Origin of the sequence: Desulfallas sp. Bu1-1 (assembly GCF_015594625.1) — a bacterium.
GTDB lineage: Bacteria > Bacillota > Desulfotomaculia > Desulfotomaculales > Desulfallaceae > JADNRQ01.
This window is the reverse complement of record NZ_JADNRQ010000004.1, coordinates 201,313-212,975: the sequence shown is the minus strand read 5'-3', so window position 1 is coordinate 212,975 and position 11,663 is coordinate 201,313. Positions and strand designations below refer to the sequence as shown.

Genomic DNA, 11,663 nt, shown 5'->3' with positions numbered 1-11,663 from the left:
TTCGAAGGAGATATGGGTTTTCAGTCCATTTCTGAAAATCACCCGTATTACATAAAGGATAATTATATTGTTTTATGCTTTGGCGCTTACGAGATCGCTCCATATGCAGCCGGTATGCCCGAATTCAGGATACCTATTAATTTACTTTCAAAGCAATTGCGAGAAGATATATTAAATCTACTGACCGATTAGTTTTCCGGCCAACAAATGCTGAAAATCCGCCTCACCGCGTTCCATCAGCCGGCAGAACCTTTCCGCCAGCCATGGGTCGAACTGGGTGCCGGCGCAGCGGCGGCATTCTTCCAGTGCTTCCCGCCTGGACATCCTGGGCCGGTAAACCCGGTCCGAAGTCATGGCGTCGTAACTGTCGGCTATGGCCAAAATACGCGCGCCCAAAGGAATGGCTTCCCCGCGGATTCCTTCGGGATACCCGTTTCCGTCGTAGCGTTCATGGTGATGGAGGGCCATAACGCTGATGGCGTGCATCCCGGGAATGGCCGATAGTATTTCGTGGCTGTAAACCGGGTGTTTTTTGACTTCCTCCCATTCGGTAGCGGTCAATTTGCCCGGTTTACGCAGGATGTTGGTGGAAATGCCCAGTTTGCCTATGTCATGCAGTAAACCGGCAAGGTAAATGCGCTGCTGTTCCTTTTCAGGCATACCCAGTTCACCGGCCAGTAAGGCGGCATATCCCGCTACCTGCCGGGAGTGGCTGGACGTATAGTTGTGCCCCAATTCCATGACATTAATCAATGCCCGCGCGGCATGGACAAGTGTGGATTTCATGCTACACCTCTTAAATACGGAAATTACTGTGCAATAGTTCACCTGATAAATGAACATGTAAAAAATCAACAGGACCATGTCGTTTTTAAGGATGACCTGGTCCCTGAAAAAAACAACCCCGGCAACCTGGCAATCATGCTTCATAAGAAGTTTAGACCCATGGCTTTGCGTCCCGCCCTTTCGGACGGTTTGCCTGGGCAATCGATCGTAGGACGAAATCGAGAAGGTATCATTGTTACCGTAGAAACCCCAATAGCAAACATGCCGGGTAAAAATACAAAAACCCGCATTACATTCACGGGTTTTTTATATTCTGTTACCGTTCTATTTTTATAATTTTTTCAATTTGTTCTTTTAATCTCGGAATTTTTTTGGTTGCAGTATCCAATACAAGCTTCAAATCAACGCCAAAGTAATCATGTACAAGAACATCTCTCATACCGGCTATGGAACGCCATGGTATATAGGGATATTTATCTCTCAGCTCTGTTGAGAGGTTCTTGGTTGCTTCCCCGATAATTTCAATTCTTCTAATTACAGCATCCTGGATCAAAACGGATTCAAAAAAGGTTTCTTTTGTTATGCCACGCATATGACTCTCGATAGCGTTAATGCTTTCCATAATATGCTGAAGAAAAACCAGATCCTTATTCACATGATCGCCTTCCTGTCCTTTAAAACATAAGGTTTAATGTGTTTTGAAAGAGCACCATGAGTTACAACATCTACTTTTCGCTGGAAGGCTTCTTCGAGAGCATGTTTTAACTCAACCAACTCGAACAACGTAAAGTCGGCATTGGGGTCATATTCAATAAGAAAATCTATATCGCTATCTTGCTTCTGCTCTCCACGGGCGAATGAACCGAAGATATATGCTTGATTAACACCGAAATTCTTTAAAATTGGAACCGCCTTGGTTTTTATTGTTTCTATATTGAGCACACATATCCCCCCAAGAGCTCTTTTACTTATTTTACCAACAAATAATTGTTGCTTCAAGCCCCCATACAGAACTATTTCAGGCCCACACTCGACCCATAAACTGCAACGTAAAAAAGGATTTTCCAGGCATAATTTGTAGGCGCAACATTCTCGACATGAGTTTGGCAAGTGCCGGGGATGGTATTGCCGGATCGCGATGGCGTGGTTACGACTGTCGGGTTTGTGTTACTGTCACGTGACGGTCTATTAACAGTCGGTACGGTCACGGTTACCGGTACAGTGATAGTTTTATTCTGGTAGGTAACTACAACCGCTGTCGCGCCTTCACTTACACCGGTCACCAGCCCCGTGCCGGTTACCGTGGCCACGGACGGGTTATTGCTGCTAAATGTGGAGCTGTTGGTTATATCCTTAATAGTACCGTTGCTGTAAGTTTCAATAACCCGCAGTTGGGTGTAATTGCCTTTTGCTAACACCACAGCCTTTGGCTGAACGGATACGTCGACCATAACTACCTCGGGTGCGTTAACGGTCACTGATACAGTGAAACTCTTTCCATTATAGGTTACAACGATGGATGCAAGTCCATAATCCACAGCGGTTACAGTACCGTTTTTTACAACAGCAACTCCCGGGTTGATGGATTGGTAGCTTGCGCTGGCCGTCACATCTTCCGATGTTCCGTCCGACTTGTACGCCGTTACCACCAGCTCCTGAGTTTCTCCGGAATTTAAAGTTAGATTACTGGGATTGACTTAAATGCGTTCTACCAATACTGGCGGAGACAAAACTGTTATCTGGGCAATTGCCGTTTTGCCTTCATAGCTGACAAATATCGTAGCACTGCCCTGACTGTTGCCTTCGACAAGACCGGTGCTTGAAACACTGGCGACGCCGGAGTTGCTTGTCGAGTAAGCAGCTTCGCCAGTTACGTTGCGGGTGCTGCCGTCGGAGTAGCAGGCTTTGACTGTTAATTGCTGAGTGCCACCTTCTTCCAGGGTTACTGTTGCGGGATCCACAATTATACTTTCCACCACAGGTGCCGTTATTTGGACAGGTACGTTAACCGTATACCCACCGTACTGTATGGTTATCGTTGCTGAGCCTGCAATTACACCGGTTACAAGCCCGGTACCGGCTACCGAAGCATTAGAGTTGTCGGAACTGTAGCTGGCTAAAGTGGTTACATCTTTAGTGCTGCCGTCCGACAGGTGCGCGGTTACAGTAACCTGCTGGTTGTTACCAGCTGAAAGGGTAATTGAACTCGGTTCAGCGGTGATGCTTTCAACTACCGGCTCGGTTACTGTGACTTGTACCGTTGCCGACTGACCTTCATATTGGACGGTAATTGTTGCTGAGCCTTGGCTTTTTCCGTCTAGTAACCCGGAGTCGGATACCGTAACTACAGCTTCGTTATCGGATCTGTAGCTGGCTAAAGCGGTTACATCCTCGGTGCTACCGTCAGACATGTGTGCGGTAACTTTAAGCTGAGCAGTTTTACCGGTTGCTAGGTTAAGCTCGTCTGGGCTGACAGAGATGCTCTCAAGTATTGCATTAACTGTAACCGGTACGTCAACGGATCGCCCTTCATAAGAAACCGTGATAACAGTGTTTCCTGCCGCAAGGACACTTATGTTGCCGGATTCGTTCACAGTAGCAATATCGGTATTACTAGAGCTATAACTTGCTTGGGCAGTGATTTCTGCTGTGGTTCCATCAGAGTAATGAGCGATTACTGTTAACTGCTGCATATTTCCTTCATCAATAGTAATTTCTGATGGAGTTACTTCAAGAGACGTGATGTCAAGGACTGTAACTAATACGGTAGCTGTTAATTGAAACTTTCGGGTATGGTATGAGCCAATTGCGCCGTGTATAGCCCACCTTATTCTCAACGTGGCCTTTTTCGTTGCCTTTGCCACTGTTACAGAACTTGGCCTCGAACCGGTAGTGGAGCATGAACCGGTGAAAGATTTCAGTTAGTTTTCGTTGTTCGCCTTTTCCCACACTTATAACTGCTGCCGGGAGGTTATCGAACCAAATTTCCGGTGGAACGCCGCCTATCCACTCGAAAACCAGGATCATTGCGTAGAGCAAGCATTCCGCATTTTCGCTGGGCACCGGTACACAAAAGCCGGCATTGCTATACGGGAAGGAGAACGCTAAATATTTGATTTCCCTAAGTACTCCGTCCCATACCATGTGGCTCGTCCCGAAATCCACCTGGGCTGGTCCGGGTGGGTGTTCCAACCGCAAGTATTTCTCTTGTGCTTCAGTATGGAGTTCTTTTTTACGGTGGGAAACGTATGTTCGCACCGTCCTGTCCGACCCCTGGAAACCATATTGGTCACGTAGTTGCCGGTAAATGGTAGCCGCACTGCGGCGCTCCTTGCGGGGTTTGAGTTTATCCTCCATGAGCCAGGTATTCACGATGTCCGCAAAAGGCTCCATGATTGACTGCCGGCGCTTGGTCTGCATCACGGGCTGATTCCAGTCGTTCTGTTTGGCATACTTAGCTGCTGTTCGCCAGTTGATACCTACCCGCCGGCTAATTTCGGCAATACTACACTCTTCTTGTTCGTAAAGGTATTTGATATACTGTTGTTGGGCCATTGCTATCACCTCTTGTATCCCCTCCTGCTTTTGCCCAAATCAGAAGGGTTTATTCTAGAGCGTGATGGCAATGCCCCTTTTTACCTGTACCAAGCTATGCACTTTTTGGCTACCGTTTTATGCATTTTTATTATGCCAAAAACAATTTTCATGCTGAGTCTGCTGTTATTTATTCTAAAGAACGTAGAATAGTTAGGGTTTTTCTTGGTGCATTCTGTTGTTTTGTTGATGCTTGGGCTTGCGAGAGCACCTTATCCATTACTGATATATTTCCTGCTCTTTCAGGGTTTGCTGCATAACTGGGATTAAACTGTATTATTTTTTATCCAAGCTATATTTATCTGTTTAGGCTTTTTTAAAATGTTTTTAAAAAGGTCTATTTGTCATGCGCTTTTTTAGGCTCTTGCTTACTATGCTTGCTTATCATTACAAGTCTCCCTATATATTACATTTGGGATTTATTGTTTATCGAATACACTCAGATAAGTTTAAACTTGCTGAACTAAAATTGCAAATTCAGACAGCCTGAATTATACTGATAAGGAGGTGGTCTTAGTGAGTTTTGGGGAGCGGTTAAAACAGAGGCGAACCGAGTTAGGTCTACGTCAAGAAGCTATTGGAAAAGTAGTTCATGTCGGAAAATCTACTGTCTCCAATGGGAAAAGGGCATACATGTTCCTAACCTGGATACTGTTACCGAACTCGCCAACTACCTCATGGTTTCCGCCAATTGGCTCCTTGGCCGCTCTAATGTCCGCAACCCACACACTGGTCCCGACGAACCAACCCCCGCAGAAATCTAAGACGTTATTAGAAAAGCGGACATCCAGTTCGACGGTGCCCCGCTTACAGATGAAGACAAAGAGGACATTATCGGCTTCATCCGGGTTGCACTGAAAACAATAAAAAAACGTAAACGGGAACAGCAAGGTGATGGGCAAAATTCAGAATAAAAGGGGTTTATGTAACCATGGAAAAAATATTAAATCAAATTCTTGTGGAACTAAAAACTCTCAACCAACGAGTCGGTGCCATTGAAGAAGGCCAGACCCGTATGGAAAAACGCATGGATAGACTTGAAAAATCCCAGGACGCACTAGCAACAGAAGTGATGGCCGTTAAAGCAGACGTTAGCGAAGTAAAGTCCACTTTAGTTAAATTTGAAAGCGATATAACACCAAAAATTGGAGCTCTGTTTGATGGCTACAGCTTACGCGGCGACCAAATTGAAAACTTGCAAAAACACCTTGATGAACGGCTTAACAGCATCGAGATAGATACCGGTTACCTTGTAGCCAGGGTAGCCCGATTAGAGAAACTAGCAAAGTGATACTGCCTTAAAGGCAGTTTTTGTATTTTACAAACAATTCGACATAATTCGAGGTGACGGCATGGACTGGATCAGTAAAGAGGTAAGTGCCTTGATGGCTAAGTACAGAACCTCGAACCAGTTTGAGTTGTCTGATTATTTGGGTTATATACTGGTTCCCTATGCTTTTAAACGTATCCGCGGTATGCTTTTGGTTGTTGATGGGATAACCTGTATAGGGTACAGCGAAATCTGGTTATGTCCTAAAAGATAGCAACCACCACAATGATAACATAATATCAAGGCCGCCATGCGTGCAGATTGGGACAATATGACCGACGCGGAAAAGAGGTTGGCCCTGCGGCAGGTGATCAAGCGGATCGACGTGTACCCGGACAAGGTTGTGGTCGATCTTTTCGGCATAAAAAAAGAGATAGCGCCAAAGCTTGACTCCGGCGCTACCCTTGTGTTTTAATGGTGGGAGCAAACGGGCTTGAACCGCTGACCCCCTGCTTGTAAGGCAGGTGCTCTCCCAACTGAGCTATGCTCCCGAATGCGACGCTCACTGGATTATACGCATTTCCGGTGGGTTGAACCGCCGGCATCCTGCTTGTAAGGCAGGCGCTCTCCCAGCTGAGCTAATCGCCCTTGGTGACCCCACCGGGATTCGAACCCGGGTTACCGCCGTGAAAGGGCGGTGTCTTAGGCCGCTTGACCATGGGGCCATATTCGATGTTTGAAATTCGATCTAACTTCGAACTTCCAACCTCGAAAATGGTGGGCCCACTAGGATTCGAACCTAGAACCAGCCGGTTATGAGCCGGATGCTCTACCGTTGAGCTATGGGCCCGGGTATTGGCTCCCCGAGCTGGATTCGAACCAGCAACCCTCCGGTTAACAGCCGGATGCTCTACCGTTGAGCTATCGAGGAACGCTGCAGTAGTTATTATACAACAAACCCACCCCATGGTCAATAGTTAATGCTATTCAGTTTTTGTTAATCCAGGTAGTCCTTGAGCTTTTTACTGCGACTGGGATGGCGCAGTTTTCTTAACGTCTTGGCCTCAATCTGGCGAATGCGCTCCCGGGTGACACCAAACTTCTGGCCGACCTCCTCCAGGGTCCGGGCTCTCCCATCGTCCAACCCGAAACGAAGGCGCAGCACCTTTTGCTCCCTGTCGGTCAGTGTTTCCAGCACCTCGTCCAACTGTTCCCGGAGCAACGTAAACGAGGCTTCTTCAGCCGGCGCCCGGGCGTCGTGGTCTTCAATAAAATCGCCCAGATGGGAATCCTCCTCCTCGCCAATGGGGGTTTCCAGCGAAACGGGTTCCTGGGCAATCTTCATGATCTCCCGCACCTTTTCCTCCGAAATGCCCATTTCCTTGGCAATTTCCTCGGGTGCCGGTTCGCGGCCCAGTTCCTGCAGCAACTGCCTGCTGACCCTGATCAATTTATTGATGGTTTCCACCATGTGCACCGGAATACGAATGGTTCTGGCCTGGTCCGCGATGGCTCTGGTGATGGCCTGCCGTATCCACCAGGTGGCGTAGGTGCTGAACTTATATCCTTTACGGTAATCGAATTTTTCCACGGCCTTGATTAAGCCGAGGTTACCCTCCTGGATCAGGTCCAGAAACAGCATCCCCCTACCTACATAACGCTTGGCAATGCTGACCACCAGCCGCAAATTGGCCTCCGCCAGTCGCCGCTTGGCTTCCTCGTCCCCTTTTTCCATCCGCTTGGCCAGCTCAACTTCTTCCTCCGGAGTAAGCAGAGGTACCCTGCCAATTTCCTTAAGATACATCCGAACCGGGTCATCTATTCCAACGCCCTCAGGGATGGTTAAATCCACTTCAACGTCTTCCGGGTGATCTTCTTCCAGGGAAGCATCGTTAATGGTTTCTATGTCCTGGGTCTCGGGAACCACTTCAATACCCAGTCCGGCCAGCTTTTCGTAGACATCATCCATTTGTTCGGGAGTAAGTTCTATGCCCTGGAGACTGTCCATAACTTCGTGATAGGTAAGGACTCCCCGTTTTTTGCCTTTTTCAATTAATTCTTTAACTTCTTTAATGCGTTCGCTTTTAATCGGGTCTTCCCGCATTGTATCATTTCCCCTCCCTTCAGGGTTTTTCGGCAATTTTAATCTCATGTAAAATACGAACCATCTCTTCCCGGTTACCGGATTTCTCCGCCTCAGCCAGTGCCGCGATCAGTTTATCCCGGTACTCAAGCAGTTGCCGTCTTTTAATAGCGTTGATATAACCTGCCATCATACCCTCCACGTCTTCACCAGGAACGGGTTCCATTAACAGCATGCCCAATTTTTGCTGGTGTTCTTCTTCCAGGTAGTCAAACAAAACGGATGAAGCATACGACGGGTGTTTATAAATGTTCAACATAATTTCGTATACTTTATTGCAAAAAGAGTCCCTGAAAAAATTACCGGGTAAAGCGCCGGTAACGCTATCAATTACACTGGTATCTTCTAACATTAGTTTTAATAAACCGTATTCCGCCCTTTCTCCAAAATTAATCCTGTTTTTCCTAATTATATTATGCTTATTTTTAGCAATTTTATCCGAATTAATCCCTATTTTTGGTTGATTGTTGGAAAATCTTCTGAGTTGTTCCGCTACTGCATGGTAGCTGGTATAAAGCCTCGAAGCCACTAGCTTGATTGCTTCGTTTTTTTCCAATTCGCCGTTCATGGCGGCCAAGCTCGGCAGCACTTCTTCCAGTACGGCTTCCTTGCTGGTCGACACGTTTTTGTATTTTTCCAGAGCTACTTGCAATTTAAATTCCACCAGCGATACAGCCGTTTCCACCTGTCGCCGCCAAGCCTCCACTCCCCGCTTGCGCAAAAACTCATCGGGGTCCTTTCCTTCGGGCAGTGAGAGCACCCTGATCCTGCAGCCCAGTTCCTGTAAAATATCCAGCCCCCGAATCGTCGCGGCCACTCCTGCCGCGTCGGCGTCATAGGCTATAATGATTTCCCTGGCGTAGTTCACCAGCAGTCGCCCGTGTTCCCTGGTCAGGCTGGTGCCCAAGGAGGCTACGGTATTGGTGATCCCAAACTGGTGGGCAGTAATAGCATCCATGTACCCCTCGGTAATAATCGCGTACCCCGCTTCGCGGATATGTTGCCTGGCTCTGTCCAGCCCGTAAAGAACCTTCCCTTTACTAAAAAACTCCGTTTCCGGCGTGTTCAGGTACTTGGGCGTGCCGTCCCCCAGCACCCTGCCTCCGAAACCCACTACCTTTCCCTGGATATCTGCGATAGGGAACATCAGCCGGGACCTGAAACGGTCGTAAGCTTTTCGCTCACCCTGCACGGCCAGGCCTACTTCCACCAGATCGCGAACACCAACGCCCTTATTTTGCATGAATTTAATCAGAGCGTCCCAATCTCCCGGCGCAAAGCCTAAACCGAATCTCTTGATGATTTCGGGCGTAAGGCCCCGACCGGCCAAGTATTCTCTGGCCGCGGCCGCGGCGGGATGTTCCATTAACACGGCGTGGAAATAATCCCTGGCCAGGGCATTGATCCTCCAGACCTTTTCGCCCCGGCGCAGGCGCTCTTTCACTTTCGGGCTATATCCTTCGGGAACGGCAACGCCGACCTTCTCGCCCAGGATTTTTACCGCCTCGGGGAAAGACACCTGGTGCTGCAGCATGATAAACTTGAAAACATTCCCCCCGTTATGGCAGCCAAAGCAGTAAAAAATCTGTTTTTCCGGGGTTACGGTGAAGGACGGGTCGGTTTCCTGGTGGAAGGGACATGTTCCAACATAATTCCTACCCCTTTTTTGCAGGTTTACGTAACCGGATATCACCTGCACGATATCGGCGCGAAGCCTGATGCTCTCCAAGATTTCCTCGGGAATATATCCTCCCACCGTATCACCTTCCAACTGCCCGGTGCTTCATAATCAAACCACTGAACCAGTTGGAATTACCATGTGACTGATTCAGCCGAATATATTAACTGTTTAACATTTATTCGCTAACACTAAAAATTATCCTTCCGGGTTCGACATTTTTTGTTCAGCCGCTGTCGGGGATGGCAAAAGATCGCGGTATGAACAACGACTTGAACTGGGCGATGGCGTAACGATCGGTCATACCGGCAATATAATCGCACACCGCCCGTTCCACCCCCACCAGTTCCGACCTGTTGCGGTGTTCCGCGGGCAAGTTTTCCGGGTGTTTGGTCCAGTACTCAAACAGGAATTGGACCACGTGGCGGGCCTTGCCTTCCTCACTCTTGGCCTCGGAATCTATATATACCCGTTCGAAAAGGAATTCCCGCAGCTTGTCGGTGGCTTCCCACACCCTATCGCTCATTCTGATCAACGGTTTGTCCCGGCTGTTTTCAATCAGGTCCACCACCATATTATTAATCCGGGTGCGGTGTTCCTTACCCAGTATTTCCAGGCAAATGGCGGGCAAGTTTTCGATTTTCAGGATGCCTCCCCTGATGGCGTCATCGATATCATGATTGATGTAGGCCACCCGGTCGGCTATCTTTACAATTTGCCCTTCCAGGGTTAACGGGAGACCGGGGCCTGTGTGATTCAAGATGCCGTCGCGTACTTCCCCGGTTAAGTTCAACCCCCGCCCGCCCTCCAGTTCATCCACCACCCGCAAGCTCTGCTGGTTGTGTTTAAAACCGCCCGGCATCACCTCGTTCAGGGCGCTTTCCCCGGCGTGGCCAAACGGAGTGTGGCCTAGGTCATGTCCAAGGGCAATGGCCTCGGCAAGGTCCTCATTCAGACGCAAAGCCCGGGCCACCGTCCTGGCGATCTGAGCCACCTCCAGGGTATGGGTCAGCCTGGTACGATAATGGTCTCCCTCGGGAATAATGAATACCTGGGTTTTGTGCTTCAAGCGGCGAAACGCCTTGGAATGGATAATCCGGTCGCGGTCGCGTTGAAAAGCCGTCCTGATCTCACAAGGCTCCTCGGGGCGCATGCGTCCAACCGACCTGCTGCTGCGCGCGGCCAAAGGAGACAGGTATTGCTCTTCCATCGCCTCGGTATGCAGGCGGACATTCACCCTGGCCACCACCCCTTTACTGCTTAATAAAAAACCCCCGGTGGTGAACCAGCGGGGGTGGGGGCAATAGTTACTTGCCCTGCGTCCGGTGCGCGCGCAGGTCCACCGTGGCCCGCGCCACTTCCAGAACCCGCCGCGCCAGAATCCGGGACCGCGTTATCCCGTTCTGGTCATCCTTAGCAAAACGCTGGGCACAGGCACCCTGATGCCCGGCATCGTCATCAATAAACCCGTCACCTATAACAGTCATGCCCTGACAAAGCATCATATCCTGCAGGGCCCGTACGGTGGTTTCCTGTCCGCCAAAACGGGCCGCGCCGACCGCCAGGGCACCCCCGACAACGTTCAAAAGCGCCTTGTCCTTGCGCAGCGCCCGGGTCTTATCCCAAAAAGCTTTGATCTGGGCGGAAACGGTGCAAAAATATACAGGGCTGCCCATAATAATACCATCACACCGTCTCAATATGCCGAAGGCTTCTTCCAGGGCGGTTCCCCGAAAACACTTGCCTTCGCAAGGATTGGAACACGCCAGGCAGAAAGGCGCCTTCATCCTGCCCATGATTTCGGAAACCTGGATGAAATGTCCTTCGGCCCCCGCATTGTTGATCTCTTCCAACGCGGCCCGGAGTAAAAACGCGGTATTCCCTTCCGGGTCGGGACTACCGTTGATGGCTACAATTAACATATAAATCCCCTTTCCCAACATAGTGCGCACGAAAACACGGTTTGATTTTGCTGCAAAAACCGGTACTTGTATCTGGCGGTCCGGTGATCAAGCTCTGGAGCCATGACGGGTTAAGCACCGCACAGTGCTCCGTTCGCTCCAGAAAACCACCGGACCGCCTGCCGTTGTGGTGTTTTTGCAGTTAAATCAATTTTTACAACTAAAGAGTTTCCGGTAAGTCAATATTTTTCTTTATGATAATAACTTGGGGATTTATACAATTTATGCTCC

13 protein-coding genes, 4 tRNA genes and 1 riboswitch are annotated in these 11,663 nt (G+C 49.0%); of the genes, 3 read left to right on the top strand and 14 right to left on the bottom strand.

All coding sequences use genetic code 11. The annotated features are described in order from the left end of the window. A partial coding sequence (locus IT084_RS06630; protein ID WP_195712062.1) for an RsiV family protein occupies positions 1-192 on the top strand: 192 nt, incomplete at its 5' end. On the opposite strand, the gene IT084_RS06625 is transcribed toward IT084_RS06630, so the two are convergent. The 6 genes from IT084_RS06625 to istA form a co-directional block, all read right to left on the bottom strand. Then, a complete protein-coding gene (locus tag IT084_RS06625; protein WP_195712061.1) occupies positions 178-786 on the bottom strand; it encodes an HD-GYP domain-containing protein in 609 nt (202 codons plus the stop codon). The two genes, IT084_RS06630 and IT084_RS06625, sit on opposite strands and share 15 nt — an antisense overlap. A gap of 117 nt (positions 787-903) precedes the next feature. After that, a riboswitch (cyclic di-GMP riboswitch) is annotated at positions 904-990 on the bottom strand. A 112-nt stretch (positions 991-1,102) separates the two neighbouring features. Next, positions 1,103-1,441 (bottom strand): DUF86 domain-containing protein, encoded by a 339-nt coding sequence (locus IT084_RS06620; protein ID WP_195712060.1) that lies wholly within the window; start codon positions 1,439-1,441, stop codon positions 1,103-1,105. Beyond that, on the bottom strand, positions 1,438-1,728 hold the full coding sequence (locus IT084_RS06615; RefSeq protein WP_195712059.1) for a nucleotidyltransferase family protein: 291 nt from the start codon (positions 1,726-1,728) through the stop codon (positions 1,438-1,440). Before IT084_RS06615 ends, IT084_RS06620 begins: the two co-directional genes overlap by 4 nt. 71 nt (positions 1,729-1,799) lie before the next feature. Next, positions 1,800-2,435 carry an Ig-like domain-containing protein gene (locus IT084_RS06610; protein WP_195712058.1) on the bottom strand — a complete coding sequence of 212 codons (636 nt, stop codon included), beginning with the start codon at positions 2,433-2,435 and terminating at the stop codon, positions 1,800-1,802. 48 nt (positions 2,436-2,483) lie between these two features. Further along, positions 2,484-3,650, bottom strand: a complete 1,167-nt coding sequence (locus tag IT084_RS06605; RefSeq protein ID WP_313885438.1) for an Ig-like domain-containing protein — start codon at positions 3,648-3,650, stop codon at positions 2,484-2,486. After that, positions 3,532-4,341: an IS21 family transposase gene (gene istA / locus IT084_RS06600; protein ID WP_195712056.1), complete on the bottom strand. Its 810-nt coding sequence runs from the start codon at positions 4,339-4,341 to the stop codon at positions 3,532-3,534. The genes IT084_RS06605 and istA overlap by 119 nt, the downstream gene beginning before the upstream one ends. Positions 4,342-5,311: 970 nt before the next feature. Here istA and IT084_RS06595 point away from each other — a divergent pair. Then, on the top strand, positions 5,312-5,671 hold the full coding sequence (locus IT084_RS06595) for a hypothetical protein (protein ID WP_195712055.1): 360 nt from the start codon (positions 5,312-5,314) through the stop codon (positions 5,669-5,671). A gap of 289 nt (positions 5,672-5,960) precedes the next feature. Further along, the gene (locus IT084_RS06590) at positions 5,961-6,125 is read left to right on the top strand and encodes a hypothetical protein (RefSeq protein ID WP_195712054.1); all 165 of its coding nucleotides are present in this window, start codon (positions 5,961-5,963) and stop codon (positions 6,123-6,125) included. Here the strand turns inward: IT084_RS06590 and IT084_RS06585 are convergent. From IT084_RS06585 to IT084_RS06550, 8 genes are all read right to left on the bottom strand, one after another. Beyond that, positions 6,126-6,201: transfer RNA gene (locus IT084_RS06585), tRNA-Val, on the bottom strand. 98 nt (positions 6,202-6,299) lie between these two features. After that, a tRNA-Glu gene (locus tag IT084_RS06580) sits at positions 6,300-6,375 on the bottom strand. Positions 6,376-6,425: 50 nt separating this feature from the next. Beyond that, a tRNA-Ile gene (locus tag IT084_RS06575) sits at positions 6,426-6,500 on the bottom strand. Positions 6,501-6,506: 6 nt separating this feature from the next. After that, positions 6,507-6,581, bottom strand: a tRNA-Asn gene (locus IT084_RS06570). 66 nt (positions 6,582-6,647) lie between these two features. Continuing rightward, the gene (gene rpoD / locus IT084_RS06565) at positions 6,648-7,754 is read right to left on the bottom strand and encodes an RNA polymerase sigma factor RpoD (protein ID WP_195712053.1); all 1,107 of its coding nucleotides are present in this window, start codon (positions 7,752-7,754) and stop codon (positions 6,648-6,650) included. A 19-nt stretch (positions 7,755-7,773) separates the two neighbouring features. Next, positions 7,774-9,549 carry a DNA primase gene (gene dnaG / locus IT084_RS06560; protein WP_195712052.1) on the bottom strand — a complete coding sequence of 592 codons (1,776 nt, stop codon included), beginning with the start codon at positions 9,547-9,549 and terminating at the stop codon, positions 7,774-7,776. 148 nt (positions 9,550-9,697) lie between these two features. Further along, positions 9,698-10,708, bottom strand: a complete 1,011-nt coding sequence (locus tag IT084_RS06555) for a deoxyguanosinetriphosphate triphosphohydrolase (protein WP_195712051.1) — start codon at positions 10,706-10,708, stop codon at positions 9,698-9,700. 70 nt (positions 10,709-10,778) lie between these two features. Further along, complete coding sequence (locus tag IT084_RS06550; RefSeq protein WP_195712050.1) at positions 10,779-11,393, bottom strand: flavodoxin family protein; 615 nt, start codon at positions 11,391-11,393, stop codon at positions 10,779-10,781. Positions 11,394-11,663 lie beyond the last annotated feature (270 nt).

Coding starts and splice junctions, on each gene's coding strand:
- istA (WP_195712056.1), bottom strand. CDS start 4,341: ATGGCCCAACAACAGTATATCAAATACCTTTACGAACAAGAAGAGTGT.
- rpoD (WP_195712053.1), bottom strand. CDS start 7,754: ATGCGGGAAGACCCGATTAAAAGCGAACGCATTAAAGAAGTTAAAGAA.
- IT084_RS06625 (WP_195712061.1), bottom strand. CDS start 786: ATGAAATCCACACTTGTCCATGCCGCGCGGGCATTGATTAATGTCATG.
- IT084_RS06595 (WP_195712055.1), top strand. CDS start 5,312: ATGGAAAAAATATTAAATCAAATTCTTGTGGAACTAAAAACTCTCAAC.
- IT084_RS06550 (WP_195712050.1), bottom strand. CDS start 11,393: ATGTTAATTGTAGCCATCAACGGTAGTCCCGACCCGGAAGGGAATACC.
- IT084_RS06590 (WP_195712054.1), top strand. CDS start 5,961: ATGCGTGCAGATTGGGACAATATGACCGACGCGGAAAAGAGGTTGGCC.